Source organism: Serratia sp. DFXYC6, assembly GCF_057196085.1.
Genome location: NZ_JBXUNV010000002.1, coordinates 21,137 through 47,999, shown reverse-complemented (window position 1 = coordinate 47,999; position 26,863 = coordinate 21,137). Strand labels below are relative to the sequence as shown.

Below are 26,863 nucleotides of genomic sequence, written 5' to 3'. Positions count from 1 at the left end.
GAAAAAACGACTTTATCGATCGTTAAAACAGATCAATAATTGCCGTTTGAGTGGTTTAATCTATTGGTTGGGGGCGCTGTGGTGAGCAAGGATGGATCGGATATCAAACGTAGAGCATGGCTGTGTGTGTTTATCGGTAGCGGGCTGTTCTGGCTGTTAACCGCCGCCGTGATTTACTGGTTACTGAGTTAGCAGGTTAAGCAGGAAGGCGATTCGTGAACAAAAAGCAGGCTAAAAACCGTGAGGGCGCTGAGCGTCGCGCACAGTCCAAAATTCCGCCGTCATGGGTGCTGAGCGATGAGCAGCGCGCCTTTATTGATGATTTATGGCAGGACACCGACTCTGAGCCCGTGCGGCCCCCATTGCGCCGCAGCGTTAGCTGATCACGCGGCTGCGGCCGGCCAGCGCGCCGAACAGCATTTGCAAGACGGTCAGGCCCAGCAGGGCGATCAACGGCAAGCGCCAGCCTTCCGTCAGATCGTGCAGCAGGCCGAATAGGGTGGGCCCCAGCGCCGCCAACAGATAACCGACGGATTGCGCCATACCCGACAACAGCGTCGCCTGATGATGATGCTGACTGCGCAATCCAAAGAACGACAGCGCCAGCACCAGCGAACTCCCCGCCCCCAACCCGGCAAACGTCAGCCACACCAGTGAACTGGCGGGTTGCACCAATAATCCCCCGACGCCGATGAAGATCAGCAGAGAGCTGCCCAACGCGATCGCCCGCTGATCGCGCGCCCGCGGCAAAATCACCACCATGACAAAGTTGGCGACGATCGCCACCACCTGGTAAACGAACAGTTCGAAACCCGCCTGCTGAGCGGAGGTGCCGTGGCTGGCGGCAAAAGCGCTGAACCAGCCGATGATGGTGTAGAAGGCGATCGATTGCAGCCCCATGAACATCGCCACTTGCCAACCCAGCGCGCTGCCCCAGGGAGAGCGATAGCGTTGCGGCTCCGTCGGCTGCGGCTCTTTAGTGGCGGGTGTGGCGGAGCGCCGCAGCTGCGGCAACCACACCAGCAGCGCCAACAGCGCAGGCAAGCCCCAGCATAACAAGGAGAACCGCCAGCCAAGGTCGGCCAGCGAAGCCAGTGGCACGGCCAAACCTGAAGCGATGGCGGCAACCAGCGACATCACCGCCGCATAGGCGGCGATCATCGCGGCGGCGCGATGTGGGAAATCTCTTTTCACCAGCGTCGGCAGCACCACGTTGGCGAAGGCGATGGCGGCGCCGATCAGGATGCTGCCCGGCCATAGCATGGCGTCTTGCGGCAGGGAGCGCAGGGCGATGCCGCAGATCAGCAGCGCGAGGGCGAGGCCCAGGGTGCGCTCGATACCGATGCGTTTCGCCAGCGTCGGGGTCAATGGCGAGAGGATGGCGAACAGGATCAGCGGCAGCGAATTGATCAGGCCGGCGGCGGTGGCGGACAACGCCAGCTGTTGCTGGATCTGCTCCAGCAGCGGGCCGACGCTGGTCAGGGCGGCGCGCAAATTGGCCGCGATCAGCATAATGCCGACGATCAGCAGAATAGGGCGGTGTAACCGGCGACGCGGGGTCCCGGTGGACGCTGGGGGTGAAGCGGGTTGCGGCATGGGTTCCTCGCACCAAGGCATGCAGTCAATCAGTGCTGCATGGCGTGATGCGTTGATTGACGTTAACGCTTACGTACCGAAAATCGACGGTATCCGTTCGCCAGTGTAGGGAAGATGTCTCGTGCTGACAAGGGGACGGCCCGGCGGGATGGCGGCGGTTAATCCCCGCCGGCCGACGGATAATTGCCATTATGTGATCCTGGTCACTGAGTGAACTAAAAGTCATGGCGCGGGGCGCACCATGCGTCGCTTTCGCTTTCCGTGCAGCCCACGCCTCAGCGCTCCGGGGGTTATCGCCCGTCATGGCATTTCACTTTTCCCCCCTTCCGCTTTTAGGTTTTTCGATCCGTTTCGATTCGAAAGGTTTTTTGGCGGTTTTTTTGCTAAAACGGGGCTGTAAGCCCGATCACAATTTCATTGCTTTCGCTTTGCTGTAATGCCAGCGCAGTAGAGCGAAAGCCATCTTCTCCCCGGCGATGCCGGAAACCTGAGGACCGCAGCTCATGCCAGTGAATACCGCAAAGCGACGTGAACACATTATCGATCTGTTATGCGAGCACGGCAGCGTGCGCGTGGAGCAGCTCAGCAAACAGTTTGCGGTATCCACGGTGACGATCCGCAACGATCTGCGCTTTCTGGAACGAAAAGGGTGTGCGCTGCGCGCTTACGGCGGCGCGATGCTCAATCAGCAATTCGCTTTCGATCGGCCGCTGCGGGACAAAGGGCGGTTGAATCGCGACGTCAAAACGCTGATCGCCAACGCGGCAGCCGGCTATGTGCGCGACGGCGATGCGCTGATCCTCGATTCCGGTTCAACCACCGCGCAGATCGTGCCGTTTCTGAAGGGACGGCGCGATCTGGTGGTGATGACCAATGCGCTGAACATTGCCTACGAGCTTTCGGGAAACGACGGGGTGGAGGTCATGGTGCTGGGGGGCAGCGTGCGCCGCAACTCTTACTCGCTCTACGGTCCGGCTGCCGAGCAGCAATTGCGTCAGTACCGCTTCGACAAACTGTTTTTGGGCGTCGACGGGTTCGATCTGAGCGCCGGCATCACCACGCCTCACCCCGGTGAGGCGCACCTCAATCGCGTAATGTGCGAGGTGGCGCGCGAGATTATCGCGGTGGCGGATGCCAGCAAATTTGGTCGCAAGAGCTTTTGCATGATTCGCGAAGCCGGACAAATCCATCGGCTGATCACCGACAGCCGTCTTCCGGACGATTACGAGCGGGCGTTAACCGAGCTGGGCGTTGAGGTCATCATCGCCGATCGGTAGCACGGCGCCTGCATGGGGGCTTCATGCAGCAGTTGTTACAGCTTGTCGAGCAGCACAAGGCCGGTATGCCGGTCGGGATCTTTTCCGTCTGTTCCGCCCATCCCTGGGTTCTGAAGGCCGCGCTGCGGCAGGCCAAAGCGCGTGGCACGCCGGTGTTGGTGGAGGCGACGTCCAATCAGGTCAATCAGTTCGGCGGCTATACCGGCCAAACGGCGGCCCAGTTTCGCGATGCGCTGTGGCGTCTGGCGGATGAAGTGGGCCTGGCGCGCGAGCGCGTGTGGCTGGGCGGCGATCATCTGGGGCCCAACGCTTGGCAAGATCGCCCGGCTCAGGAAGCGATGGCGCTGGCGGAAACCTTGATAGACGATTACGTTCGCGCCGGATTTCGCAAAATTCACCTCGATTGTTCCATGTCGTGCGCCGATGATCCCTCGCCTCTGGGGGATGCCGCGGTTGCCGAGCGGGCGGCGCGTTTGTGCGCGGTAGCGGAACGCGCCTGGGCGCAGAGCGGCGGCGAAGCGCCGGTCTATGTGATCGGCACCGAGGTGCCGGTGCCGGGCGGCGCGCAGGAGGCGTTGGTGGGCCTGCAGGTCACCACGCCGCAGGCGGTGGCGCAAACCCTGGAAACACACCGTATCGCCTGGCAAAAGGCCGAGCTGAACGATGCCTGGCAGCGAACCATTGCGCTGGTGGTGCAGCCGGGCGTCGAGTTCGATCACCACAGCGTCGAACGTTACCAGCCGCAGCGCGCCGACGCACTGAGCCATTTCATCGAACGGCAGCCGGGCATGATCTATGAAGCGCACTCCACGGACTACCAACCGCCGCAGGCCTATCGCCAGCTGGTGCGCGATCATTTCGCCATCCTGAAGGTGGGGCCGGCGCTGACCTTTGCGCTGCGCGAAGCGCTGTTCGCCCTCGATCGCATCGAACGCGAATGGCTGGGGGAACGCCAGTCGGCGCAGCTGTGCGCCACGCTGGAGCAGGTGATGCGCGAGCAGCCGCAGCAGTGGAGCCGCTATTACCACGGCACGCCGCACCAACAGTACCTCGATCGCCACTACAGCCTGAGCGATCGGGTGCGTTACTACTGGCCGCAGCCGCAGGTGCAGCAGGCGGTCGACGGTTTGCTGGACAACCTGCGCCGCAGCCCGGCGCCGCTGGCGCTGCTCAGCCAGTACCTGCCGGATCAGGCGCGGGCGCTGAACGCCGGCGAATTGAGCGCCGATCCGCAGGAGTGGGTGCTGCATAAAGTGACGCAGGTGCTCGACGATTACCACGCCGCCTGTTACCCGGAGGGCCGCTGATATGCCGAACATTTTAATGACCCGCATCGACAATCGCCTGGTGCACGGCCAGGTAGGCGTGACCTGGACCAATACCCTCGGCGCCAACCTGGTGGTGGTGGCCAACGACGAGGCCGCCGCCGATCCGGTGCAGCAGAACCTGATGGACATGGTGGTGGCGGAAGGGGTGCAGACCCGTTATTTCACGCTGCAGAAAACCATTGACGTGATCCACAAGGCGGCGGATCGGCAGAAGATCTTTCTGGTGTGCAAAACGCCGCAGGATGTGTTGACGCTGGTGCGCGGCGGGGTGCCGATCCGTTTCGTCAACGTCGGCAATATGCACTTCGCCGAGGGGAAGCGGCAGGTGCACAAAACGGTGTCGCTGGACGACGGCGACGTGGCCGCGTTCCGCGCGCTGGCGGAGCTGGGCGTGGAGTGCGAAGTGCGCCGGGTGCCGGATGAAGCGGGCGAGTCGATCGGCAAACTGCTCTTTTGAGCCAGGGGGAAAGCATGTTGACGGATGCGTTATTGATTGCGCTGTTGGCTGGGCTGGCGGGGGTTGACCTGTTCGACGGTCTGACCCACTTCCACCGGCCGGTAGTGATGGGGCCGCTGGTGGGGCTGATTTTGGGCGATGTCTATACCGGGTTGCTGGTGGGCGGCACGCTGGAGCTGGTGTGGATGGGGATGGTGCCGCTGGCGGGCGCCCAACCGCCGAACGTGGTGATCGGCGGGGTGATCGGCACCGCATTCGCCATTCTGACCAAGGCCGATCCTAAAGTGGCGATCGGCGTGGCGGTGCCGTTCTCGATTGCGGTGCAGGGCTGCATCACGCTGCTGTTTACGCTGTTTTCACCGATGATGCACCGCTGCGATCGCATGGTGAAAGCGCTGAACTGGCGCGGCATCGAACGGGTGAATTACCTGGGCATCAGCATTCTGTTCATCTTCTATTTCGTGGTGGCGTTCCTGCCGATTTACTTCGGCGCCGATGCGGCCAGCGCCATGGTGCAGAAGGCGCCGGGCTGGCTGCTGGACGGGCTGGCGGTGGCGGGCGGCATGATGCCGGCGATCGGTTTCTCGCTGCTGATGAAAGTGATGATGAAAAAAACCTACGTGGCCTATTTTATCCTCGGTTTCATCTCGGTCACGTTTCTCAAGCTGCCGATCCTGGCGGTGGCGCTGGGGGCTCTGGCGATCGCTCTGATCGACTTCTTCAACACGCAACGCGGCGCGGCAGAGGCAACCACCCGGCCCGCTCCGCAGGAGGACGCCGAAGATGGCATTTAACGATTCCGACGATCTGCTGGCGCAAAAAGCCGAGCAGCGCATGGCGCAGGCGCTGGCCACCAGCCAGGTGGAACAGGACGATTATCTGGACAGCCAGCCCGCCGAAGCGCTGACGCGCGGCGACATCAACCGCATGGCCTGGCGTTCGCTGCTGTTGCAGGCGTCGTTCAACTACGAGCGCATGCAGGCGGGCGGCTGGCTGTATCAGTTGATCCCCGGGCTGCGCAAGATCCACCGCAACCCGCAGGATCTGGCCAACTCGATGAAGATGCACATGGAATTTATCAACGTGCACCCGTTCGACGTCACCTTCCTGTCCGGCCTGGTGCTGGCGATGGAGCAGAACAAGGAGAAAATCTCCACCATTCGCGCGGTGAAAGTGGCGCTGATGGGGCCGCTCGGCGGCATCGGCGACGCGCTGTTTTGGCTGACGCTGCTGCCGATCTGCGCCGGCATAGGCGCTTCGCTGGCATTGGAGGGCAGCCTGTTCGGGCCGATCGTCTTCCTGCTGCTGTTCAACCTGTTCCACTTCGGCCTGCGTTTTGGGCTGGCGCACTACGGCTATCAGGCCGGCACCAGCGCGCTGGCGCTGCTGAAGACCCACACCCGGCGCATTTCTCACGCCGCATCGATCGTCGGCATGACGGTGATCGGCGCGCTGGTGGCCTCGTATGTGCACCTGTCCACGCCGCTGGTGATGCATGCCGGCAAGGCCAGCGTGGCGCTGCAGACCGACGTGCTGGACAAGCTGATGCCCAACTTGTTGCCGCTGTGTTTCACGCTGCTCATTTTCTTCCTGATGAAGCGCGGATTCTCGCCGGTGAAGCTGATTGGCGTCACGGTAGCGATCGGCGTGGCGGGCAAATTTATCGGTATTTTGTGAGGAGCGGGCTATGCCAGGCATTGTGATTACCGGCCACGGCGGCTTTGCCACCGGGCTGTTGCAGGCGGTGGAACAGGTGGTGGGGCCGCAGCGGCACTGCGCGGCGGTCGATTTCCCCGAACAGATGAGCACCGCGCAGCTCAACGACGCCTTACGCTCGGCGCTGGCCGCGGTGGCGCAGCCGGACGGCGTGGTGTTCCTCACCGACATGCTCGGCGGTTCGCCGTTTCGCAGCGCCTGCGAGCTGGCGGATGCGCAGGGGGATTGCGAAGTGCTGACCGGTGTCAACATGCAGTTGGCGGCGGAAATGATGCTGGAACGTGACGGACTGAGCCTGGATGAATTTCGCGAGGTGGCGCTGGCGAGCGGTAAACGCGGGCTGACCAGCCTGTGGCATGAACGCCGCCGGGTGAAGTGCGAAGACGCGCAGGCCGATGGCATCTGAACGAAAACCGGGCGCGCTTGCGCCCGGCTTCGTGAGTTATGCCGGCAACGGGCTCAGCGCTAGGCGCGCCGGTTGGTCTTCGCCGCGGCTGAAGCGCCAGCAGGTCTGGTGGTACTTCGCCACGCTGTTGCGGTGCGCTACGCTGATCAGCGTCATGTCCGGCAGTTCATCCACCAGCAGGCAGTACATCAGTTGCTCGGTTTCGTCGTCCAGCGCGCTGGTGGCTTCGTCGAGGAACAGGAGGTTCGGGCGAATCAACAGGGCGCGGGCGAACGCCAGCCGCTGTTGCTCACCCGGCGACAGGCGATGGCTCCAGTTGGCGGAGGTATCCAGCCAGCGCTGCAGGTGTTTCAGACGGCAGTTTTCCAGCACCCGCATCAACTGTTCGTCGCTGTATTCTGACGCCAGGCTCGGGTAGCTCAGCGCCTCGCGCAGCGTGCCGATCGGAATATAGCTGCGCTGGGGCAGGAACAGCGTGTTGGCGTTGGCCGCCACCCCGATGGCGCCCGCGCCGTAAGGCCAGATACCGGCGATGGCCCGCAGCAGCGTCGACTTGCCGCAGCCGGAAGGGCCGACGATCAGCAGGCGATCGCCGCGTTGCAGCGTCATCTCGGCGCCGGCCAGCAGCGGCTGGCCGTCGGGCAAGTTCAGGCTGAGGTTATCCAGCGTCAACGGATGGGCGCTCTCTTCCCGCAACTGAATGCCGCGCGGCTGATGGTGAACCTGATCGACGGCGGCGTTGAAGCCGGCCAAACGGTTAACGCAGGCTTTCCAGGTCGCCAAGTCGTTAAACGCGTCGATAAACCACGACAGCGCACCCTGCACCTGGCCGAAGGCCGAGGCGATCTGCATCAGGCCGCCCATCTGAATGGCGCCGGAGAAGTAGCGCGGCGCCGCCACCAGCAGGGGAAACACGATGGCGAACTGGCCGTAGAAGTTGGTGGCGATGTTCAGCCGCCGGGTGATGCGCATGATCGCCCACCAGTTGCTGCGAATGGTGTCGAAACGGTCACCCAACTGTTGCGCCTCGCGCGGTTCGCCGTGGTATAGCGCAATGGCGTCGTTGTTTTCGCGGATGCGGATCAGGCCGAAACGGAAGTTCGCCTCATACCGCTCCTGGTTAAAGCCCAGCATGACCAGCGGTTTGCCGACCCACCAGATCAGCAGCGATCCCAGCACCGCATACAGCAGCGCGAACCACACCATATAACCGGGCAGCGTGATGGCGTGCTGGCCGAGCGCGAAGGTCATCGGCCCGCTGACGTGCCACAAGATGTCGATGAAGGAAAACAGCGTCACCAGGCTGGAGAGCAGCCCGAGCGACAGCGACAGGGTATATTGGGTCAGTACGTTGAGATCTTCAGCGATACGCTGATCGGGGTTATCGACGATCTGCTGCTGCTCGGTGTGATAATACGCCTGGTGCGCCAGCCATTTCCCCATGAACTTTTCCGTCATCCAGCGCCGCCAGCGCATCTGCAGCCCCTGAGTCAGGTAGATCTTGTAGACCGCCAGCACGATGAAGATCAGCGCCAGATAGGTAAATCGCCACAGCTGCGCCTTGAATACCGGGTAGTTTTTGTTCTGCAGCGCATCGTAGAACACCTGGTTCCACTGGTTGATCAGCACGCTGATATAGACCAGGCCGAGTGACAGGATGACGATGGCGATCAGCATCATCCAGGCGCGCCATCGCTCCTCAGACACCCAAAAGGGTTTGATCAGCTGCCAAACGGCGTGTTTCTGCAAGGGGGTTGCGTTCATAACGGCTCGATAATTGCGGTATTTCGTTCAGCATGGGCCGCGGGCCGGTAACAAACAAACTGCGACTGTAAGCAGTTTTGACCTCGCTAACCGTTTGAAATAAGGCGGCTGAATCGCCAGCGGCGCGTTGGCGGGCGCAATTGCGGCATACACTCCGGCGCAGGGCGGTTATACTGGCGCCGAATTTTTGCAGAAAGGATAAACGATGAAGGCTTGGTTTCCCCTGTTGCTGACCTGCGGCGTCTTCGCCAGCGCCCGGGCCTGGGCGCACATTGACGAGCCGGACATCGCCGCCGATTGCCAAAAGGTGGCGAGCTACGCCGAACTGGGAAAAAAGGCCTATCAGCGGCAAGATTACGCCAAAGCCGCCGACATCTTTCGCGATCAGGCGGCCTGGAGCGAGTTTTGCGGCCTGAGCGAGCAGGCTGTCGCCACGGCTTACAACAACGTGGCGCTGTCGCTGATGCACGCCGGCGAATTGCTCAAGGCGCAGGCCTATCTGGCGCTGGCGCCGCACGATGACAAATCGCAGCACAACCTGAGCCTGTTGCGCCAACGGCTGGCGCAGCGGCCGCAGCCGCAGGGGCCGGGCGGCGTGTACTGGCAATACGCCGGGCGAGGCGTGTGGAGCGAAGTGGCGGTGAAGCCGCAGGGCGAGCGCTGGTTGATCGATTTCTCCGGCTACGCCATGCCGCAGATGGGGCTGTATTACGGGCCGAACATGGGGGACTTCTCCGCCGAGCTGCCGATCGAACACGGCAAGGCTGTCTACCACCAGCATGAAGCGGAAAGCGCGCAGGTCTGCGACGTGACGATGGAGTTTGGCGAGCAAGCGTTGGAAATGCACACGCGGGGCGATTGCGGGTTCGGTCACAACGTGCGGGCGGAAGGGCGGTTCGTGCGGGTAGAATGACCCGCCCCGGCGATCGGGGCGAGCAGGGTTATGCCAGCGCGGCGGCGCCCAGCAGGTTCTTCCAGGCTTCCACATTACCCAGATAGTTGCCGGCCGGCAGCAGATGCAGGCGGCCATCACTATCCTGCAGCGCAAAGGTCGGGAAGCCCTGGCCTTGCACTTTGGCCAGCAACGCCCGGCTTTCCGCGATGTGTTGCGCGGTCGGTGCGCCGCTGTTGAAGCGCATTTCGGCGATAAACGCCGCCGAAGGCAACCCCAGCTCTTTCGCCAACGCCTCCAGCACCGGCGTGTCGGCGATGCGCCGGCCTTCCTGATAGTGCGCCTGCTGAATGCGGTGCAACATATCCAGCCCGCGTCCAGACAGCTTTTCCGCCGCCAGGATAGCGGTGATCGGCGGTTCGGAATCCATCACCGCCGTGGTGTCGCGCAGCAGGCCGTTGAAATAGGCTTCGCCGAACGGCTGGCCCGTCATTTCGGCGATGCGTTTGTCGTGCGGAATGACGTAGTTGCGCCACTCGTCGGTGATCTGGCGGCGATTGTTGCCGGTCATCATGCCGCCGGCGTGCGGCACAACCTTCAACCCGGGGAGACTTTGAGCCGCTTTCACCAGCGGCGCGGCGCCGTAGCACCAGCCGCACAGCGGATCGAAAATGTAATGCAGAGTGGTTTCGGTCATTTTTACTCCTCGCTTGGCGCGCGGCAGCTCGCCGCGACGCCAGGGCTGGCTCAATCACGCAGGGGCGCTTATTGCGGCCACTTCATCTCGCCTTTCAGCACTTTCGCGCTCAGTTCCAGGCTCGATTCGTCTTTCAGCGTCGGGTAGTGTTTTTTCATCGCTTCAATCAGCGCGGCGGAATCCTTGGCCTTCGGCAGTTCGGCTTCCAGCGTGGTCAGGTATTTCTGGGTAAAGTGCACCGATGCCAGCGTCTGTGCGGCACCCGGCAGGAAGTGGCCCGGCACGACGACCTGCGGCTTCAGCGCTTCGATGTTTTTCAGCGTCTGCTGCCAGTGCTGGCGCGATTCCACGGTCTGGTTGTCGGCGATCCACGGATGGATATTGTCACCGGCGACCGCGACGCCGCCCACGACCGCTTTCAGCGCCGGGATCCACACGAAGGTGCGATCGGGGGTCGGGCCGTTCAGGCCTTTCACTTCCACTTTCTGGCCGTCGATGGTGAAGCTGTCGCCCTGCAGCGGCTGCGGCACGATCACGGTTTTCGGCGCGTTGTCTTTCAGGATCGGGCCCCAATAGGCGACTTTGCCGTCTTTGGTGGCGTTGATGTCCTTGATGGTGCCTGGCGAAGCGATGATTTTCGCCTCCGGGAAGGCCGCCTTAATCACGTCCAGACCGAAATAGAAATCCGGGTCTGAGTGGCTGATATAAACGGTGGTCAGCTTCTTGCCGGTCGCCTTGATCTTTTTCACCAGCTCTTCGGCATCGTTACGCTGGAACTGAGCGTCAATCAGCGCCACTTCGTGTTGGCCGCTGACGATTTCGGAAGACACCGGGAACACGCTTTTCTCGCCCGGGTTATACACTTCCATGGTCAGGGTATCGGCAGCGGTGGCGTAAGTGCTCAGGGTGGCGACGCCGGTGAAGGCCAGAGTTAACAGTGATTTCTTAAACATGGGCAGAGGTCCTTAGGTATCGGTTAATGTTGTAACGATGTTAGGTTGCATAAAGCGATAGAAAAACCGGATAATAAGCAATTATTCGTTGCATAAATCGGACTAATCATGGATCGCATTACCGCCGCTGAAGTTTTTGTCACCATCGTCGATCGCGGCAGCATGATCGCCGCCGCGGAAACGCTGGAGATGTCGCGCGCGATGGTGACGCGCTACCTGGCGCAGATGGAGCAATGGGCCGGGGCGCGTTTACTGCACCGCACTACCCGTAAGCTTAGTCTGACCGATGCCGGTGAGCGTACTCTGGAACGTTGCCGACAAATGCTGGCGCTGGCGGGGGAGATCGACCTGGTGGAGGAAGGGCAGAGCGACGAACTGCGCGGCCTGCTGCGCATTACCTGTTCGCAGTCGCTCGGGCAAACGGCGCTGGTGGGGGCGGTCGCTCAGTATCTGAAGCGTCACCCGCAGGTGGCGGTCGATCTGCAGATGAACAACCGGGCGGTGAACCTGGTGGAAGAGCGCATCGATCTGGCGCTGCGCATCACCAACGAGCTGGATCCCAACCTGATCGCCCGTCCGCTGTCCACCTGCGCATCGGTGGTGTGCGCCGCGCCGGTGTATCTGGCGGCACACGGCACCCCGCGCCAACCGCAGGATCTGGCGTTGCACAACTGCCTGACCTACTCCTATTTCGGCAAAAGCCTGTGGCACTTCGATGCTCAGGGGGTGAAATCGGCGGTGGCGGTCAGCGGCAACCTGAGCGCCAACGAGTCGGTGGTGTTGATGGCCGGCACGGTGCAGGGCGCGGGCATTTCCATGCAGCCCTATTATTCGGCGGCCCCGCTGCTGGCCAGCGGCGAACTGGTCGAATTGTTGCCGGATTACCGGCCGCAGTCGATGGGCATCTACGGCATCTACACCTCGCGTCGCCAGATGCCCGCCACCTTGCGCACCATGCTGGACTTTCTGGTGGAGTGGTTCGCCACCGATCCGCAGTGGCAGGCGACGCTGCGCTAAGGTCTCGGCAATATTCCCTGGCCGCTTTCAGCGCCTGACAGCGGCGGCCAGCCGGGCGGAGAAGCGTGCCGCCTGCTGATGCAGATGGTCGACAAAGGCCGTGACCAGCGCCGATGAAGGGCGGTGCAGCGGCCGGATTAGGCTGACGGTGAACGGCACGTCGATGCTGAACGGCCGCACGTGCACGCCGCTGCCGGCATAGTCGAGCGCCGTCAGCGGGTTAACGATCGACACCCCCACGCCGGCTCTCACCATGGCGCACACCGACGCCGCACTGTGCGTTTCCATCACCATGCGGCGCTCGACGCCCTGTTCGCCGAACAGCGCATCCAGCAAGTGACGATAGCTGTCGGTGCTCGACAGGCTGATAAAGTTCTGCCCGGCGAAGTCCTGCGGCGTCAGCTGGTCTTTTACCAGCAGCGGGTGGCCCGTCGGCAGCACGCACACTTCGTTCAACGTCATCAGCGTCACCCGTTCGGTGCCCGCCGGCGTGAGGGTGGTTTCCGTCAGCCCGAGATCGTGGCGCTGGGCAGACAGCCACTCTTCCAGCAGCGGCGACTCTTGCGGGATCACGCTGAAGCTGACTTCCGGATAACGTTCGATAAAGGGCTGGCACACCGCCGGCAGCAGCGATTGGGAGAATACCGGCAGACACACGATCGACAGCTGCGCCTGCTGAAACTGGCGGATGCCGGCGGCGGCGTTGACGATGCGATCGAGGCCGTAATAGGAGCGCTGTACCTCTTCGAACAACCGTAACCCTTGCACGGTGGGGGACAAACGCCCGCGCACCCGGTCGAACAGCTGCAGCCGAATCAGCTTTTCAAAGCGCGCCAGCTCGCGGCTGACGGTCGGTTGCGAGGTTTGCAGCAGGGCTGCCGCCTCGGTCAGGTTGCCGGTGGTCATCACCGCCCGAAAGATTTCGATCTGCCGCAAAGAGATACTGTGCATGGCGAGGCCGCTCGACTGTAGAGAAAGCCATATCATAAATGAATAGACTACGGCTAAATAGATATTTTCCACTCGATTCAGCGTGCGGCACTATGGCGTTATCTGCCGTCATTTTCGAATTGGGAATATCGCCATGCCACGCCCGTTGCACGACACCTCCACCGCGTTGAACGCCGCTAACCTGCTGGCCTTGCCGCAGCGTTTCGGTTGCCCGGTCTGGGCCTATGATGCGGACATCATCAGCCAGCGCATCGCTCAGCTGCGCCACTTCGACACCATTCGTTTCGCGCAGAAGGCCTGTTCGAACATTCATATTTTGCGCTTGATGCGCGAGCAGGGTGTGAAGGTGGATTCGGTGTCGCTGGGCGAGATCGAACGGGCGCTGCAGGCCGGTTTTCAACCGGGCGGCGAACCGAGCGAGATCGTGTTTACCGCGGACGTGTTGGATCACGCCACGCTGGCGCGCGTCAGCGAATTGAAGATCCCGGTTAACGCCGGTTCCATCGACATGCTGGATCAGCTCGGCCAGGTTTCCGCAGGGCATCCGGTGTGGCTGCGCATTAATCCGGGGTTTGGCCATGGCCACAGCCAGAAAACCAACACCGGCGGCGAGAACAGCAAGCACGGCATCTGGTATGCCGACCTGCCGCAGGCGGTGGAGAAAATTCGCCGCTACGGCCTGAAGCTGATCGGCGTGCATATGCACATCGGTTCCGGGGTCGATTACCAGCATCTGGAGCGGGTCTGCGATGCGATGGTGCAGCAGGTGATCGATCTCGGTCATGACATCAGCGCCATTTCCGCCGGCGGCGGCCTGTCTATCCCGTATCAGTACGGCGAAGAGGCGATCGATACCGAACACTATTTCGGTTTGTGGAACCGGGCGCGTGAACGCATCGCCGCGCATCTGGGGCATCCGGTGCAGCTGGAGATTGAACCGGGGCGTTTCCTGATGGCGGAAGCGGGCGTCTTGGTGGCCGAAGTGCGGGCGGTAAAAGACATGGGCAGCCGCCACTTCGTGCTGGTGGACGCCGGTTTTAACGATCTGATGCGCCCGGCGATGTACGGCAGTTACCACCATATTTCGCTGTTGCCGGCCGATGGGCGCGATACCTCGGGGCAAGCGCTGCGCGACACGGTGATCGCCGGGCCGCTGTGCGAATCCGGCGACGTGTTTACCCAGCAGGCGGGCGGCGGCGTGGAAACTCGCGAGCTGCCGCCGGTGCAGATCGGCGATTATCTGGTGTTCCACGATACCGGCGCCTACGGCGCGTCGATGTCCTCCAACTACAACAGCCGTCCGCTGTTGCCTGAAGTGCTGTTCGAAAACGGCGAGCCGCGTTTGATCCGCCGCCGCCAAACCATCGAAGAGCTGATCGCGCTGGAACTTATCTGATCAGCGGGCGGGCGCCTGGCGCCCGCTTCACAGCGTCATGCGGCGGTGCTGGCCATTGGGCAATTGCACATCCAGCGACAGCGTGCCGCCCATCGCCTCGATATAGCGTTTGAGCGACGACAGTTTGATTTCGCTGCCGCGCTTTTCCAAATTGGCGACGGAGGGTTGGCTGATGCCGAGCCGCTTCGCCAATTCAACCTGAGAAACCGCCAACTCTTCCCTCAGCATCGCCAGCCGCAGCTCGAAAATCTCCTGGTCCGCTTTTTGCCTGGCGGCGGCAACGACGGCGGGATCGAGTTTATCGATCAGTTGGGATAAAGGTTTGGCCATCTGCACTACCTCCGGGTTGCCAGATAATGTGAAAACTCCATGGCGGCGATGGGCAACATGCGCTGGTAAAAGCGTTTGTCGCCGGTTTTATCGCCGCCGCACAGCAATACCGCTTGCCGCTGTGGATCAAAGGCGAAAAACACCCTGAAAGGGCGCCCGCGATGTTGAATGCGCAGCTCCTTCAACTGCCGGACCGCGTCGGAAAAATGCAGCGTATCGGCATGCGGCCGCGCCAATTGCGGACCGAACGTCTGCAATTTGTAGATCGCCGCCAGGATGCTTGTTTGCTGGGCGTTGTTGAGCGCCAAAAACCAGTCGTCAAACCGTTCGACGGTCACCACTTGCCACATGACGCGCTCCGAATATAGTGTTTATGCTATATAGTGTAAAGGTTATTGTGTCAACAATATGCACGAACGCTGGGAGCGGAAAAAATCCAAAAGCGGGAAATGCGGCGGGCTGCGCAATCTGAGCGCATGGGTGACGGCTCACCCATGCGGCGGCGGGAATTACGGCTGTTCGTGTGCGTTGTTGAGGGTGGCGACCGAGTGGCGGCGCACCAGCGTTGGGCTGAACATGTTGGTGATTTCCGGCAGCGGTTGCCGGTTGGCCAGCGCCAGCGCCAGCTCCGCCGCCTGGGTGGCCATCGCCACGATCGGGTAGCGAATGGTGGTCAGGCGCGGCCGAAGATAGCGCGAAATCAGCACGTCGTCGAAACCGATCAGCGAAATTTCCCCCGGTACGTCGACGCTGTTATCGCTCAGCACCGACAGCGCGCCGGCGGCCATCGGATCGTTGTAGCAGGTAATGGCGGAGAACGAACGGCCGCGGCCGAGCAATTCGGTCATCGCCTGTTCGCCGCCGATTTCGTCCGGTTCGCCATAGGCGATCAGCTTTTCATCCACCGCGATACCGTGTTCCCGCAGCGCGTCGAGATAGCCCTGCAGCCGGTCGGTGGCGTCGGAAATCTGGTGGGTGGAGCAGATGATGGCGATGCGCTGATGCCCTTGCTGGATCAGATGACGGGTTGCCAGCCAGGCGCCGTAGCGATCGTCGAGCGCCACGCAGCGCGTTTCGAAGCCCGGCAGCGTGCGATTGATCAGCACCATGCCCGGGATCTGTTGCATCCAGCCGCAAAGTTCCTGATCGCTCAGCCTTTTGGCGTGCACAACCAGCGCTTCGCAGCGGTGCCGCACCAGCTGTTCAATCGCCTGACGCTCTTTTTCGGCGTCGTGGTAACCGTTGCCAATCAGCAGAAAATTGTGGGTGGCGTAGGCCACCTGCTCGACCGCTTTGACCATCGCGCCGAAGAAGGGATCGGAAACGTCGGAGACGATCAGCCCCAGCGTCTCGGTGGATTGCTGCGCCAGCGCCCGAGCGTTGGCGTTAGGGTGATACTGCAGCTGTTCCATCGCGGCCTGCACCGCGGTGCGCGACCCTTCGCTGGCCTTGGGGGAATTGTTTATCACGCGGGATACCGTGGCCACGGAAACCCCCGCCAGCCTGGCAACATCCTTTATCGTAGCCATATCAGTCAACACATCCTGGGTAATCGCTTACATCCCCCAGTTTTGCGGAAAAAAACCGGGGCTGCAAGCGGTCTCGTGCGCAACTTGTGGCGGCGGTTGCAGAATCTCTTCGAGTCTGTACGCATAACCAACTGCTACCGAACGATAGCGCAATTTGTACGTTGGCACCGGCGGTGGGCTTGAGGTAACGTCTGTGCATTCCGATTTGCGCCGAGAACGCCATGTCCATTAAACGCTATCCGCAGCTCGCCCATTGGGGCGCTTATACCGCCGTGGTTGAAGACGGCCGGCTTATCCGTTGTGAACCCTTCGTCGACGATCCCGACCCTTCTCCGCTGCTCGATTCCATCGCGCCGATGGTTTACTCCGACAAACGCATTCGCAAGCCGGCGGTGCGCCGCTCGTGGCTGCAAAAGCGCGAGGGCAGCGACCGTACGCTGCGCGGCAGGGAAGATTTCGTCGAGGTAGACTGGGAATTGGCGCTCGATTTGGTGGCGCAGGAGAATCGCCGGGTGCGCGAGCGCTACGGCGCCTCCGGGTTGTTTACCGGCTCTTATGGCTGGTCGTCGGCCGGGCGGTTGCACCATGCCCGCTCGCTGGTGCGGCGATTCTATTTCAGCGGCGGCGGCGGGGTCGATCAGCAGGGCAACTACAGCTGGGGCGCAGCGCAGTTCTTTCTGCCGTATGTGATCGGCACTTTCTCGCCGTTGACCGGGCGGGTCACCAGTTGGCCGAGCGTGGTGGAGCATTGCGAGCTGTTTGTGGCGTTTGGTGGGTTGGCGCTGAAAAACGCTCAGGTCTCTTCCGGCGGCGCGGCGGAACATGCGCTCAAGCCCTGGCTGCAAAAGCTGGCGCGCAAGGGTACGCCGGTGGTCAACATCAGCCCGATGCGCGATGATTGCCCCGAGTTCGTCAATGCGGAATGGATCCCGATCCGGCCGAATACCGACGTGGCGCTGATGCTGGCGCTGGCTTACGAAATCCAGCGGCTGGGCGCGCAGGATGAAGCCTTCCTGCACAGCCACTGCGTGGGTTATCAACAGTTGGCGGATTACCTGAACGGCGTGAGCGACGGCGTGGCGAAAACGCCGGCCTGGGCCAGCGCCATCACCGGCATTCCGACGGCGCGCATAGCGCTGCTGGCGCGGCAGCTGATCGGCGTGCGCAGTTTTATCACCTGTTCCTACTCTGTGCAGCGCGCGCATCGTGGCGAGCAACCGTACTGGATGATGATCGCGCTGTCGTCGATGCTGGGTCAGGTGGGGCTGCCGGGCGGCGGTTTTTCGTTCGGCCATGGCTCAATGAACGGCGTCGGCAACCCGCGCGTGGATACCCCCGCGCCGACCATGCCGGTAGGGGATAACCCGGCCGGGCTGGCGATCCCGGTGGCGCGCATCTGCGACATGCTGCTGCACCCCGGCGAAGCCTATCAATTTTGCGGCGAGACGCGGCATTATCCGGATATCCATCTGGTGCACTGGGCCGGCGGCAACCCGTTCCATCACCATCAGCAGTTGAACCGACTGGTGGAAGGTTGGCAGAAGCCGGATACGGTGATCGTCCAAGATATCTGGTGGACGGCGGCAGCCAAAATGGCGGATATCGTGTTGCCGGTCACCAGTTCGCTGGAACGCAACGACATCGGCGGCTCGTCGCGCGATCGCTACGTGTTGGCGATGCATCAGGCCATTTCGCCGCAGCATCAGGCGCGCAACGATTTCGATATCTTCGCCGATCTGGCCGAGCGTCTCGGTTATCGCGAGCGCTTTACCGAAAACCGCGATGAGCGCGCCTGGATCGAAGCTATCTATCGGCAATGCGGCGCGGCGCAGCAGCGCGCCGGCGTCGCCTGGCCCGAGTTTGAGGCGTTCTGGCAACGGGGCTATGTCGAGCTGCCCGCGCCGGCCAAAGAGTTTGTATTTTTTGACGCGTTTCGCGCCGATCCCCAGGTTAACCCGCTGCAAACGCCCAGCGGCAAGATCGAATTGTTCAGCGAGCGGATCGCCGGCTATCGCTACGAAGATTTCGCTCCGCATCCGCAGTGGCGGCCGCCGGTGGAGTGGCTGGGTGCGCCGCAGGCCAAAAACTGGCCGCTGCACCTGATCTCCATTCAGCCGAGCGATCGCCTGCATAGCCAGATGGATCCGGCGCCGCTGGCGCAGGGCAACAAGACCGCCGGGCGCGAAACCCTGTATATGCATCCGGACGATGCGGCGCCGCGCGGCGTGGCGGACGGCGCCGAAGTGCTGGTCAGCAATGCGCGCGGCAGCTGTCTGGCGGGGGTATCGCTCACCGATGGCGTGACGCGCGGCGTGGTGTTGATGGCGACCGGTGCCTGGTTCGAGCCGGGTTTCGACGCGCAGCGCCGGCCGGTCGAGCAGGCGGGCAACCCGAACGTGCTGACGCTGGATATCGGCACCTCGCCGCTGACGCAGGGGCCGAACGCCATGAGCTGCCTGGTCGAGGTCAGCGCGCGATGAGTGAAGATTTCACGTCTGGGTCACTGGCTCGGTCGTTGTTATATTTATTTTTTCGTCGCTGCGGGAAGGTTTAAGTTTCATTGAGTTATTACAGCAGATCGCGGGAAATTTACAGCTGGTTGCATTTGGAGCAGAACTCTTGCGATTCGGCGGTAGTTTCCTGCATGCCATCTCTCTAGAGTAGGTGATCCCAGAGGTATTGATTGGTGAGAAATCAGCATACTCTGTATGTTGAAGCCATTTTCAATTGCACCAACCTACGCGGATGCGTAGGTTTTTTTTTGCCTGCCATATAGTATTCTTTTCCCTACAACGATTTACGCCTCCATGGCCAAGGGAGAAGGGCATGATCTTTTCACTGCTGCGCGCGCTGTTTCGCCTGTTGTTTCGGGTACGGGTCGAAGGGGACGTCCAGCACTTCGAACGGCAAAAACTGCTGATTACGCCGAACCACGTCTCTTTCCTCGACGGCGTACTGCTGGCGCTGTTCCTGCCGATAAAACCGGTGTTTGCGGTCTATGCCAGCATCGGCGAGAGCTGGTTTATGCGCTGGCTGCGGCCTTACATCGATTTCGTCTCGCTCGATCCCACCAAGCCGATGGCCATCAAGCAACTGGTGCGCATGGTCGAACAGGGGCGGCCGATCGTGGTGTTCCCTGAAGGGCGCATCACCGTAACCGGCGCGCTGATGAAAATCTACGACGGCGCGGCGTTTATCGCCGCCAAATCGGGCGCCACCGTGGTGCCGGTGCGGATCGACGGCCCCGAATTCAGCCCGTTCGGCCGCATGGCCGGGGTGTTCAAGATCCGCTGGTTTCCGCAAATCAGCATCCGCATCTTGCCGCCGACCACGCTGCCGATGCCGGAGGCTCCGCGTGCGCGAGAGCGGCGGGCGCTGGCGGGCGATCGGCTGATGCAGATCATGATGCGGGCGCGCATGGAGACGCGCGAACCGCAGACGCTGTTCCATGCCTTGCTGGCGGCGCAGCAGCGCTATGGGCACCGCAAGCCCTGTATCGAAGACATCGCTTTCAAAGAGGACAGCTACCAAACGCTGATCAAGAAATCGCTGGGCGTCAGCCGCATTCTGCAGCGCTTTACCGCCGAAGGGGAGCACGTCGGGCTGCTGTTGCCCAACGCCACCATCACCGCGGCGGCGATCTTCGGCGCTTCGCTGCGCAACCGCATTCCGGCGATGCTCAACTACACCGCCGGCGCCAACGGCCTGAACAGCGCGATGACCGCCGCCGGCATCAAGACCATCGTCACCTCGCGCCAGTTCCTGGAGAAGGGCAAGCTGACCCATCTGCCGGAGCAGGTGACGCAGGCCAACTGGGTGTATCTGGAGGATCTGAAAGACACCGTTACGCTGGCGGACAAGCTGTGGATCCTGCGGCACTTGCTGCAACCGCAGCGCGCGATGTTGCCGCAACGCCCGGAGGACGCGGCGCTGATCTTGTTCACTTCCGGCTCCGAAGGCCACCCCAAGGGCGTGGTGCATTCGCATGCCAGCCTGCTGGCCAACGTAGAACAAATCCGCACCATCGCCGATTTCACGCCGCGCGACCGCTTCATGTCGTCACTGCCGCTGTTCCACTCGTTCGGCCTGACGGTGGGGCTGCTGACGCCGCTTCTCACCGGCAGCCGCATTTTCCTCTACCCCAGCCCGCTGCACTATCGCGTGGTGCCGGAGTTAGTGTATGACCGTAACTGCACGGTACTGTTCGGCACGGCGACCTTCCTCAACAACTATGCGCGCTTCGCGCATCCGTATGATTTCGCCCGCTTGCGCTATGTGGTGGCCGGCGCGGAGAAACTGGCGGACAGCACCAAACAGATCTATCAGGATAAATACGGCATCCGCATTCTGGAAGGCTATGGCGTGACCGAGTGCGCGCCGGTGGTGTCGATCAACGTGCCGCTGGCGACCAAGGTGGGCACCGTTGGCCGTATCATGCCGCAGATGGAGGCGCGTTTGATCGCGGTGCCGGGCATCGATAACGGCGGCCGCCTGCAGCTGAAGGGGCCGAATATCATGAAAGGCTACCTGCGGGTTGAACGTCCCGGTGAGCTGGAACCGCCGGCGGCGGAAGATGCGAACGGTGTGCTGCAGCCGGGTTGGTATGATACCGGCGATATCGTCAGCCTGGATGAGCAGGGTTACTGCACCATTCGCGGACGCGTGAAGCGCTTCGCCAAGCTGGCGGGCGAGATGGTGTCGCTGGAGAGCGTCGAACTGCTGGCGCAACGGCTGTCGCCGGAAAAACTGCATGCCGCCACGGTCAAAAGCGACAGCAGCAAAGGCGAGGCACTGGTGCTGTTCACCACCGATCCCGCCATTACCCGCGAGGCATTGCTGCGGGTGGCGCGCGAGCTGGGCAGCCCGGAGCTGGCGGTGCCGCGCGATATTCGCCTGTTGAAAACGCTGCCGGTGCTCGGCAGCGGCAAACCTGATTTCGTCACCTTGCGTCATATGGCTGAACAGCCGGAGAGTGCCTGATGAATCCTTCGACCGAATCCCCTTTGTTGTCACGTGGCATGATCGCGGTGATCAGCGCGCAGTTCCTCTCGGCGTTCGGCGACAATGCGTTGCTGTTCGCCACGCTGGCGCTGATCAAGCAGCAGTTGTATCCGGACTGGAGCCAGCCGATCCTGCAGATGGCCTTCGTCGCCACCTACATCATCCTGGCACCGTTTGTCGGCCAGGTGGCCGACAGCTTCGCCAAAGGGCGGGTGATGATGTTCGCCAACGCGCTGAAGCTGGCGGGGGCATTGGTGATCTGTTTTGGGGGGAACCCGTTTCTGGGTTACAGCCTGGTCGGCGTGGGGGCCGCCGCGTATTCTCCGGCCAAATACGGCATTCTGGGCGAGATCACCAGCGGCGAGAAGCTGGTCAAGGCTAACGGCCTGATGGAGGCCTCGACCATCGCCGCCATTCTGACCGGTTCGGTGGCCGGCGGTATTCTGGCGGACTGGCACGTGGTCGCGGCGCTGGCGGCCTGCGCGTTGGTTTACGCGGGGGCGGTGGTCGCCAACCTGTATATTCCACGTCTGGCGGCGGCGCGCCCAGGGGCTTCATGGCGGCCGCGGGCCATGACGAACAGTTTCTTTACCGCCTGCGTCACATTATGGCGCGATGGGCAGACGCGTTTCTCATTGATTGGCACCAGCCTGTTTTGGGGGGCCGGCGTGACGCTGCGTTTTCTGTTGGTGCTGTGGGTGCCGGTGGCGCTTGGCATCGCCGATAACGCCACGCCGACGCTGCTGAACGCCATGGTGGCCGTCGGCATCGTGTTGGGCGCGGGTGCCGCCGCGCGCTTCGTCACGCTGAAGACGGTGAAACGCTGCATGCCGGCCGGGATCCTTATCGGCATCGCGGTCGCGGTGTTTGCGCTGCAAACGACCATGCTCAATGCCTACGTCTTGCTGGCGCTCATCGGCATGCTGGGGGGCTTCTTCGTCGTGCCGCTCAATGCGTTGCTGCAGGAGCGGGGCAAACATTCGGTCGGCGCCGGTAATGCGATCGCAGTGCAAAACCTGGGTGAAAACGCCGCCATGTTGCTGATGCTGGGCCTGTATTCTTTGGTCGTGAAGCTGGGCGTGCCGGTGGTGGGCGTCGGCGTAGGGTTTGGCGTGGTGTTTGCGCTGGCGATTAGCGCATTGTGGTGGTCTCAGCGGCGGTGAAACGGGGCGCAGCCAGGCTGCGCCCTCAGGCTATCAAGGCGCCGGAATGGTAAACCGGGTGTGGATTTCTTCGAGCGCCTGCAGCACGTCCTCATCCAGAATCACGTCGAGGCTGTCGAGGTTGATTTTCAACTGATCCACCGAGGTGGCGCCCAGCAGAGTGCTGGCGACGAACGGCTGCTGACGCACGAAGGCCAAGGCCATCTGCGAAGGATCCAGCCCGTGTTTTTTGGCCAGCGCCACGTATTCGGCGATCGCCAACTGGGTTTGCTGCCCTGAATAACGGTTGAAACGGGTGAACAGCGTATTGCGCGCGCCGGCCGGTTTTGCGCCGTTGAGGTATTTACCGCTCAGGGTGCCGAACGCCAGGCTGGAATAGGCCAGCAGTTCCACCCCTTCGTGCTGGCTGATCTCGGCCAGGCCAATCTCAAAGCTGCGGTTCAGCAGGCTGTACGGATTTTGAATCGACACGATGCGCGGCAGCTCATGTTTCTCCGCCAGCTGCAGGTAGCGCATCACGCCCCAGGGCGTTTCATTGGAAACCCCGATATAGCGGATCTTGCCGGCGCGCACCTGCTCGGTCAGCGCTTCCAGCGTTTCCAACAGCGTGACCGTAGCTTTGTCCTCAGTGTATTGATAGTTGAGTTTGCCAAAGCAGTTGGTAGCACGCTGCGGCCAGTGCAATTGATAAAGATCGAGATAATCGGTGTTCAGCCGCTTGAGGCTGGCGTCGAGCGCGGCGCGGATGTTTTTGCGATCCAGCGCCTGCTGCGGACGGATGCTGCTGTCGGTGCCGCGTACCGGGCCCGAAACTTTGCTGGCCAGGACGATTTTTTCGCGATTGCCGCGCGCCTTGATCCAACTGCCGATATAGCTCTCGGTCAGGCCCTGGGTTTCCGGGCGAGGCGGCACCGGGTACAGTTCGGCGGTGTCTATCAGGTTCACGCCTGCGGCCAATGCATAGTCCAGTTGCGCATGGGCGTCGGCTTCGCTGTTCTGTTCGCCAAAGGTCATGGTGCCCAGTCCCAGCACGCTCACTTCTAAAGAACTGTGGGGAATACGGTGGTATTGCATTAACGGCCTTCCTTTCTTGTTAGCGCTGACGGGCCGCGCGGCCCGGTGAAACAGGAGCCCAATTCAGAAGACGGCGCAAAGTCCGTCGGGCGGCGATGTCGCCTTTCCTGACTATAACCAAGCGGTGAAGATGGGGGAAGCGGATTCAGTGCGGAGACGAATGAGGGCTACCGCGCTTGAACGGGCGATAGCCGGCGAGCGGTGATTAGCGTTCGATAACCTGGGAAACCTGATCGCCGTTGATCTGGCGGTGGTTGCCTTTCTCGTCTTTATAACTGATGAGTCCGGTGTCTTCGTCGATCTCTGGTTTGCCTTGCGTCAGGATCATGTTCCCGTCTTTGGTCGCCATGACGTAGTCGCTGGAACATCCCGCCAAACCGGCCGCCATCACTAGCGCAGACACTGCCATTACCCACTTTTTCATCCTGCGGATCCTCGATTATGCAAAAACAATATTCTTTCAAGATTAGCAAACTCTTGGCCGGGGACGTCTCAGATAAGTCTTTATCTGATAAGAAAAACTGAAATGAGGGGGCAACGAAACGGCGGAAGCCGCCGATGGCGGCCTCCGCGCAGGGTTATTCCGGCGAACGATTTTTCTTGCTGCGCATCAGATTGAGCGCTTCTACCGACATGGAGAAGAACATGGCGAAGTAGATGTAGCCTTTCGGCACGTGCACCTGGAAGCTTTCCAGCATCAGCGTGAAGCCCACCAGGATCAGGAACGCCAGCGCCAGCATTTTCACCGACGGATGGCGATTGACGAATTCGCCGATCGGCCGGGCGGCGAACATCATCACGCCGACGGCAATCACCACCGCCGCCATCATGATGAACAGGTGATCGGAAAGGCCCACGGCGGTAATCACCGAATCCAGACTGAAGATGATATCCAACAGCATGATCTGTACGATCGCGCCGAAGAAGCTGTGCACCTTGGTGTGGTGCTCTTCTTCCGACCCTTCGATGGTTTCGTGGATCTCTTTGCTGGCTTTCCAGATCAGGAACAGTCCCCCCAGCAGCAGGATCAGATCGCGGGCGGAAATGGCGTGATCCAGCACGGTGAACAGCGGGTGCGTCAAGCGGATCACCCAGGCGATGGAGGCCAGCAGCGCCAGGCGCATCAGCATGGCGGCGGCCAAGCCCATTCGGCGAGCTTTGTTCTGTTGCGCTTTGGGCAGCTTCGCCACCACCAGCGACAGAAAAATGATGTTATCAATACCCAGTACGATCTCAAGAATGGTTAGCGTACCTAACGCTAACCAGGCATTGGGATCCATAATCCATTCGAACATTGCCCGACACACCTTAATACTTAATAAATGCAAAGCGTGAATTATACGCGTTTATCGTGGCGCTGACAGGTTTAGCTAAACCAGAGTTAAACGAAATCGCTTAGATTGAGAAATGTCTTGCCAGCAGCGCGCCGGTAAAACCTTTTTTCAGATAGAAACCGCGCGGCAGCGTCATGATAGGTTGCCCCTGTTCGCCGATGGCTTCGGTGAGCGCCTTGTTGTTGGCCGCTTTGGGGCGCAGTTGCAGCACTTCGCCGTGGCGTGCGGTGATGCGTTCTACGTGACCGAGCACAATCAGATCCATCAGCTCTTCCCAATCGCGGCGCAGCATCTCTTCTTCAGCAAGGCTCGGGCTCCATAGCAGCGGTGAACCGACGCGGCGCTGCGCCAGCGGGATTTGCCGTTCGCCTTCTACCGGTATCCACAACACGCGCGCCAGCTTGTGGCGAACGTGGCTGCTGGCCCAGGTGACGCCGCTGTTGCCGGTGAGCGGGGCGACGCAGACGAAAGTGGTCTCCAGCGGTTTGCCGGCGGCGTCGACAGGAATGGTTTTCAGCTCAATGCCCAGCTCAGGAAAATCCTGTTCCGGTTTGCTGCCGGCCATGGCGCCGAGGTACAGCTCCAGCAGCATGCCCACCCAGCCTTTATCGCGTTTCAGATCCTTGGGGATCGGCAACTGCGCGCGGGCGGCCAGTTCGCCAAAACTGAAGCCGGCCAGCGCCTGAGCGCGCTCGAACAGCTGCTGTTCATTTTCCGGCGGGGGCGGCAAAGGGGATAAAAATGCCATAAATCAAGCCTGTCGAATTTGGTTGAAAAACGTACTGCAATTATACACGGCGAGCGATAACCGCTATCGCCTGGGGAAAAGAATAATAGTAGCATGATTTTACATGACTTTTTTTCTTTCCTTACGCGGGCGACAATGCACTTGCGGGGCTTGTTCACCTGAAGCCACCGACAATAAACAGGATCTTACACCTATTTATCCACAGATTTATGGGATAACCCAAATTTTTACCGATCACTGGTTCAATTTACAGCCTTGACTCAGGCGGATTTTTACGAATTTGTCCGTTTTGTGCGTAACTTGCCCGGATAATCTGTGGATAAAAACGGCGTTGGTGGATCTTTCGCCAGGGTAAGATCCTTACCGTGCATAGATCACATTTTTGCCCTGTAAATCACTGTGGGATATTGGTTAACTGTATGTTTTTAAGTTTAATATTTGTTTTTAGGTATGAGGGGGGATTTTAGGGGACGAGAGTTTTACCGGCTTATCCCTCGAGTTCTGCACACACCTATCCACAGAAAAAGTGAATAAAACCGGTCTGAAAGGCTAGGGTATGTTTATAACTTTGCCTATATCTGTGAGTTATCCCAATGTTATCCGGCCCGCAGCGCCGTAAAGCAGTGGTTTACCGCCTGTAGCTTGTGTGAAACAATCAGGACATCTATGCGAATTTAAGCTTATCGAGGTAGTCCGGTGATCGATGATGATGGCTACCGCCCGAATGTTGGTATCGTAATCTGTAATCGTCAGGGGCAGGTCCTATGGGCCCGCCGTTACGGTCAGCACTCCTGGCAGTTTCCCCAAGGTGGGATTAACCCTGGCGAAACTGCGGAGCAGGCGATGTACCGTGAGCTGTTCGAAGAAGTGGGGCTGAGTAAAAAGGATGTGCGCATCCTGGCTTCGACCCGCAACTGGTTGCGCTATAAATTGCCGAAACGTTTGGTGCGTTGGGACACAAAGCCGGTTTGTATCGGCCAAAAGCAAAAATGGTTTTTGTTGCAGCTACTGTGCAATGACGCTGATATCAATATGCAGCGCAGCAGCACGCCGGAGTTCGACGGTTGGCGCTGGGTGAGCTTCTGGTATCCGGTGCGCCAGGTGGTGTCGTTCAAACGCGACGTCTACCGCCGGGTGATGAAAGAATTCGCCGTGACCGTGATGCCGATGCAAGAGCAGGCGGCGCCGCGGCAGGCCCCCGCTTATCGCCGAAAGAGAGGTTAAGTTAAGCCGA

27 protein-coding genes are annotated in these 26,863 nt (G+C 61.0%); 15 read left to right on the top strand and 12 right to left on the bottom strand.

The features are described from left to right. The first annotated feature begins 78 nt into the window (after nt 1-78). Nucleotides 79-192, top strand: a complete 114-nt coding sequence (locus tag AC2CGQ_RS13610; protein WP_049232362.1) for a YmiA family putative membrane protein — start codon at nt 79-81, stop codon at nt 190-192. A gap of 23 nt (nt 193-215) precedes the next feature. Continuing rightward, on the top strand, nt 216-383 hold the full coding sequence (locus tag AC2CGQ_RS13605) for a hypothetical protein (RefSeq protein WP_021505683.1): 168 nt from the start codon (nt 216-218) through the stop codon (nt 381-383). Here the strand turns inward: AC2CGQ_RS13605 and AC2CGQ_RS13600 are convergent. Beyond that, nucleotides 376-1,596 (bottom strand): CynX/NimT family MFS transporter, encoded by a 1,221-nt coding sequence (locus AC2CGQ_RS13600; protein WP_031300604.1) that lies wholly within the window; start codon nt 1,594-1,596, stop codon nt 376-378. The two genes, AC2CGQ_RS13605 and AC2CGQ_RS13600, sit on opposite strands and share 8 nt — an antisense overlap. A gap of 503 nt (nt 1,597-2,099) precedes the next feature. On the opposite strand from AC2CGQ_RS13600, the gene agaR reads away from it, so the two are divergent. From agaR to agaF, 6 genes are read left to right on the top strand one after another with little or no spacing between them, the layout of a single operon-like run. Then, entirely contained in the window at nt 2,100-2,873 is a 774-nt protein-coding gene (gene agaR / locus AC2CGQ_RS13595; RefSeq protein WP_004931804.1) for a transcriptional repressor AgaR, read from the top strand. Nucleotides 2,874-2,896: 23 nt separating this feature from the next. After that, complete coding sequence (locus tag AC2CGQ_RS13590) at nt 2,897-4,180, top strand: D-tagatose-bisphosphate aldolase, class II, non-catalytic subunit (protein WP_103086258.1); 1,284 nt, start codon at nt 2,897-2,899, stop codon at nt 4,178-4,180. A gap of 1 nt (nt 4,181) precedes the next feature. Next, nucleotides 4,182-4,658: a PTS N-acetylgalactosamine transporter subunit IIB gene (gene agaV / locus AC2CGQ_RS13585; RefSeq protein WP_015378936.1), complete on the top strand. Its 477-nt coding sequence runs from the start codon at nt 4,182-4,184 to the stop codon at nt 4,656-4,658. A 14-nt stretch (nt 4,659-4,672) separates the two neighbouring features. Further along, a complete protein-coding gene (gene agaW / locus AC2CGQ_RS13580; RefSeq protein WP_015378935.1) occupies nt 4,673-5,452 on the top strand; it encodes a PTS N-acetylgalactosamine transporter subunit IIC in 780 nt (259 codons plus the stop codon). Beyond that, nucleotides 5,442-6,335, top strand: coding sequence for a PTS system mannose/fructose/sorbose family transporter subunit IID (locus AC2CGQ_RS13575; protein ID WP_016929936.1), 894 nt, complete (start codon nt 5,442-5,444; stop codon nt 6,333-6,335). Before agaW ends, AC2CGQ_RS13575 begins: the two co-directional genes overlap by 11 nt. Before the next feature lie 10 nt (nt 6,336-6,345). Further along, nucleotides 6,346-6,780 carry a PTS galactosamine/N-acetylgalactosamine transporter subunit IIA gene (gene agaF / locus AC2CGQ_RS13570; protein WP_103086259.1) on the top strand — a complete coding sequence of 145 codons (435 nt, stop codon included), beginning with the start codon at nt 6,346-6,348 and terminating at the stop codon, nt 6,778-6,780. A 36-nt stretch (nt 6,781-6,816) separates the two neighbouring features. Here agaF and AC2CGQ_RS13565 read toward each other — a convergent pair whose 3' ends face one another. Next, nucleotides 6,817-8,544 (bottom strand): ABC transporter ATP-binding protein/permease, encoded by a 1,728-nt coding sequence (locus tag AC2CGQ_RS13565; RefSeq protein ID WP_103086260.1) that lies wholly within the window; start codon nt 8,542-8,544, stop codon nt 6,817-6,819. Between the two features lie 205 nt (nt 8,545-8,749). Between AC2CGQ_RS13565 and AC2CGQ_RS13560 the strand changes: the two genes are divergently transcribed. Beyond that, entirely contained in the window at nt 8,750-9,457 is a 708-nt protein-coding gene (locus AC2CGQ_RS13560; protein WP_021505679.1) for a hypothetical protein, read from the top strand. 28 nt (nt 9,458-9,485) lie between these two features. Here the strand turns inward: AC2CGQ_RS13560 and AC2CGQ_RS13555 are convergent, their stop codons facing one another. Together AC2CGQ_RS13555 and AC2CGQ_RS13550 are read right to left on the bottom strand one after the other, a co-directional pair. After that, nucleotides 9,486-10,133: a DsbA family protein gene (locus AC2CGQ_RS13555; RefSeq protein WP_021505678.1), complete on the bottom strand. Its 648-nt coding sequence runs from the start codon at nt 10,131-10,133 to the stop codon at nt 9,486-9,488. A 68-nt stretch (nt 10,134-10,201) separates the two neighbouring features. After that, nucleotides 10,202-11,086, bottom strand: coding sequence for an MBL fold metallo-hydrolase (locus tag AC2CGQ_RS13550; RefSeq protein ID WP_004931820.1), 885 nt, complete (start codon nt 11,084-11,086; stop codon nt 10,202-10,204). 108 nt (nt 11,087-11,194) lie between these two features. Between AC2CGQ_RS13550 and AC2CGQ_RS13545 the strand changes: the two genes are divergently transcribed. Next, nucleotides 11,195-12,103, top strand: a complete 909-nt coding sequence (locus AC2CGQ_RS13545) for a LysR family transcriptional regulator (protein ID WP_049240061.1) — start codon at nt 11,195-11,197, stop codon at nt 12,101-12,103. 27 nt (nt 12,104-12,130) lie between these two features. Here the strand turns inward: AC2CGQ_RS13545 and AC2CGQ_RS13540 are convergent, their stop codons facing one another. Then, complete coding sequence (locus tag AC2CGQ_RS13540) at nt 12,131-13,054, bottom strand: LysR family transcriptional regulator (RefSeq protein ID WP_004931824.1); 924 nt, start codon at nt 13,052-13,054, stop codon at nt 12,131-12,133. A 133-nt stretch (nt 13,055-13,187) separates the two neighbouring features. On the opposite strand from AC2CGQ_RS13540, the gene lysA reads away from it, so the two are divergent. Next, nucleotides 13,188-14,450 (top strand): diaminopimelate decarboxylase, encoded by a 1,263-nt coding sequence (gene lysA / locus AC2CGQ_RS13535; RefSeq protein ID WP_021505676.1) that lies wholly within the window; start codon nt 13,188-13,190, stop codon nt 14,448-14,450. A 27-nt stretch (nt 14,451-14,477) separates the two neighbouring features. On the opposite strand, the gene AC2CGQ_RS13530 is transcribed toward lysA, so the two are convergent. The 3 genes from AC2CGQ_RS13530 to galR all read right to left on the bottom strand — a co-directional run bounded on the left by AC2CGQ_RS13530 (nt 14,478) and on the right by galR (nt 16,309). After that, entirely contained in the window at nt 14,478-14,780 is a 303-nt protein-coding gene (locus tag AC2CGQ_RS13530; protein WP_004931828.1) for a helix-turn-helix domain-containing protein, read from the bottom strand. Nucleotides 14,781-14,785: 5 nt separating this feature from the next. Then, nucleotides 14,786-15,130: a type II toxin-antitoxin system RelE/ParE family toxin gene (locus AC2CGQ_RS13525; protein ID WP_004931830.1), complete on the bottom strand. Its 345-nt coding sequence runs from the start codon at nt 15,128-15,130 to the stop codon at nt 14,786-14,788. A gap of 159 nt (nt 15,131-15,289) precedes the next feature. Next, nucleotides 15,290-16,309: an HTH-type transcriptional regulator GalR gene (gene galR / locus AC2CGQ_RS13520; RefSeq protein ID WP_004931832.1), complete on the bottom strand. Its 1,020-nt coding sequence runs from the start codon at nt 16,307-16,309 to the stop codon at nt 15,290-15,292. 221 nt (nt 16,310-16,530) lie between these two features. On the opposite strand from galR, the gene AC2CGQ_RS13515 reads away from it, so the two are divergent. From AC2CGQ_RS13515 to lplT, 3 genes are all read left to right on the top strand, one after another. Beyond that, nucleotides 16,531-18,789: a molybdopterin guanine dinucleotide-containing S/N-oxide reductase gene (locus AC2CGQ_RS13515; RefSeq protein ID WP_004931835.1), complete on the top strand. Its 2,259-nt coding sequence runs from the start codon at nt 16,531-16,533 to the stop codon at nt 18,787-18,789. Between the two features lie 346 nt (nt 18,790-19,135). After that, nucleotides 19,136-21,289: a bifunctional acyl-ACP--phospholipid O-acyltransferase/long-chain-fatty-acid--ACP ligase gene (gene aas, locus AC2CGQ_RS13510; RefSeq protein ID WP_103086262.1), complete on the top strand. Its 2,154-nt coding sequence runs from the start codon at nt 19,136-19,138 to the stop codon at nt 21,287-21,289. Next, nucleotides 21,289-22,473, top strand: coding sequence for a lysophospholipid transporter LplT (gene lplT, locus AC2CGQ_RS13505; protein ID WP_004931838.1), 1,185 nt, complete (start codon nt 21,289-21,291; stop codon nt 22,471-22,473). The genes aas and lplT overlap by 1 nt, the downstream gene beginning before the upstream one ends. Before the next feature lie 33 nt (nt 22,474-22,506). Here the strand turns inward: lplT and AC2CGQ_RS13500 are convergent, their stop codons facing one another. From AC2CGQ_RS13500 to mutH, 4 genes are all read right to left on the bottom strand, one after another. Next, nucleotides 22,507-23,547 (bottom strand): NADP(H)-dependent aldo-keto reductase, encoded by a 1,041-nt coding sequence (locus AC2CGQ_RS13500; protein ID WP_015378923.1) that lies wholly within the window; start codon nt 23,545-23,547, stop codon nt 22,507-22,509. A gap of 205 nt (nt 23,548-23,752) precedes the next feature. Continuing rightward, the gene (locus AC2CGQ_RS13495) at nt 23,753-23,971 is read right to left on the bottom strand and encodes a YgdI/YgdR family lipoprotein (protein ID WP_004931843.1); all 219 of its coding nucleotides are present in this window, start codon (nt 23,969-23,971) and stop codon (nt 23,753-23,755) included. Between the two features lie 154 nt (nt 23,972-24,125). Further along, complete coding sequence (locus AC2CGQ_RS13490; protein ID WP_004931845.1) at nt 24,126-24,842, bottom strand: TerC family protein; 717 nt, start codon at nt 24,840-24,842, stop codon at nt 24,126-24,128. A gap of 100 nt (nt 24,843-24,942) precedes the next feature. After that, nucleotides 24,943-25,629, bottom strand: a complete 687-nt coding sequence (gene mutH, locus AC2CGQ_RS13485; RefSeq protein ID WP_166445370.1) for a DNA mismatch repair endonuclease MutH — start codon at nt 25,627-25,629, stop codon at nt 24,943-24,945. A 696-nt stretch (nt 25,630-26,325) separates the two neighbouring features. On the opposite strand from mutH, the gene rppH reads away from it, so the two are divergent. After that, nucleotides 26,326-26,853, top strand: coding sequence for an RNA pyrophosphohydrolase (gene rppH, locus AC2CGQ_RS13480; protein ID WP_004931849.1), 528 nt, complete (start codon nt 26,326-26,328; stop codon nt 26,851-26,853). The last annotated feature ends 10 nt before the right edge of the window (nt 26,854-26,863 follow it).

Bases quoted from the DNA above. Each gene is read 5' to 3' on its own strand.
- AC2CGQ_RS13530 (WP_004931828.1), bottom strand. From the start codon at position 14,780: ATGGCCAAACCTTTATCCCAACTGATCGATAAACTCGATCCCGCCGTC.
- AC2CGQ_RS13490 (WP_004931845.1), bottom strand. From the start codon at position 24,842: ATGTTCGAATGGATTATGGATCCCAATGCCTGGTTAGCGTTAGGTACG.
- galR (WP_004931832.1), bottom strand. From the start codon at position 16,309: ATGGCTACGATAAAGGATGTTGCCAGGCTGGCGGGGGTTTCCGTGGCC.
- AC2CGQ_RS13565 (WP_103086260.1), bottom strand. From the start codon at position 8,544: ATGAACGCAACCCCCTTGCAGAAACACGCCGTTTGGCAGCTGATCAAA.
- AC2CGQ_RS13525 (WP_004931830.1), bottom strand. From the start codon at position 15,130: ATGTGGCAAGTGGTGACCGTCGAACGGTTTGACGACTGGTTTTTGGCG.
- lysA (WP_021505676.1), top strand. From the start codon at position 13,188: ATGCCACGCCCGTTGCACGACACCTCCACCGCGTTGAACGCCGCTAAC.
- AC2CGQ_RS13495 (WP_004931843.1), bottom strand. From the start codon at position 23,971: ATGAAAAAGTGGGTAATGGCAGTGTCTGCGCTAGTGATGGCGGCCGGT.
- AC2CGQ_RS13550 (WP_004931820.1), bottom strand. From the start codon at position 11,086: ATGTTTAAGAAATCACTGTTAACTCTGGCCTTCACCGGCGTCGCCACC.
- AC2CGQ_RS13590 (WP_103086258.1), top strand. From the start codon at position 2,897: ATGCAGCAGTTGTTACAGCTTGTCGAGCAGCACAAGGCCGGTATGCCG.
- AC2CGQ_RS13515 (WP_004931835.1), top strand. From the start codon at position 16,531: ATGTCCATTAAACGCTATCCGCAGCTCGCCCATTGGGGCGCTTATACC.
- AC2CGQ_RS13555 (WP_021505678.1), bottom strand. From the start codon at position 10,133: ATGACCGAAACCACTCTGCATTACATTTTCGATCCGCTGTGCGGCTGG.
- aas (WP_103086262.1), top strand. From the start codon at position 19,136: ATGATCTTTTCACTGCTGCGCGCGCTGTTTCGCCTGTTGTTTCGGGTA.
- AC2CGQ_RS13540 (WP_004931824.1), bottom strand. From the start codon at position 13,054: ATGCACAGTATCTCTTTGCGGCAGATCGAAATCTTTCGGGCGGTGATG.
- agaF (WP_103086259.1), top strand. From the start codon at position 6,346: ATGCCAGGCATTGTGATTACCGGCCACGGCGGCTTTGCCACCGGGCTG.
- lplT (WP_004931838.1), top strand. From the start codon at position 21,289: ATGAATCCTTCGACCGAATCCCCTTTGTTGTCACGTGGCATGATCGCG.
- agaR (WP_004931804.1), top strand. From the start codon at position 2,100: ATGCCAGTGAATACCGCAAAGCGACGTGAACACATTATCGATCTGTTA.
- AC2CGQ_RS13560 (WP_021505679.1), top strand. From the start codon at position 8,750: ATGAAGGCTTGGTTTCCCCTGTTGCTGACCTGCGGCGTCTTCGCCAGC.
- AC2CGQ_RS13545 (WP_049240061.1), top strand. From the start codon at position 11,195: ATGGATCGCATTACCGCCGCTGAAGTTTTTGTCACCATCGTCGATCGC.
- mutH (WP_166445370.1), bottom strand. From the start codon at position 25,629: ATGGCATTTTTATCCCCTTTGCCGCCCCCGCCGGAAAATGAACAGCAG.
- AC2CGQ_RS13600 (WP_031300604.1), bottom strand. From the start codon at position 1,596: ATGCCGCAACCCGCTTCACCCCCAGCGTCCACCGGGACCCCGCGTCGC.
- AC2CGQ_RS13500 (WP_015378923.1), bottom strand. From the start codon at position 23,547: ATGCAATACCACCGTATTCCCCACAGTTCTTTAGAAGTGAGCGTGCTG.
- agaV (WP_015378936.1), top strand. From the start codon at position 4,182: ATGCCGAACATTTTAATGACCCGCATCGACAATCGCCTGGTGCACGGC.
- agaW (WP_015378935.1), top strand. From the start codon at position 4,673: ATGTTGACGGATGCGTTATTGATTGCGCTGTTGGCTGGGCTGGCGGGG.
- AC2CGQ_RS13575 (WP_016929936.1), top strand. From the start codon at position 5,442: ATGGCATTTAACGATTCCGACGATCTGCTGGCGCAAAAAGCCGAGCAG.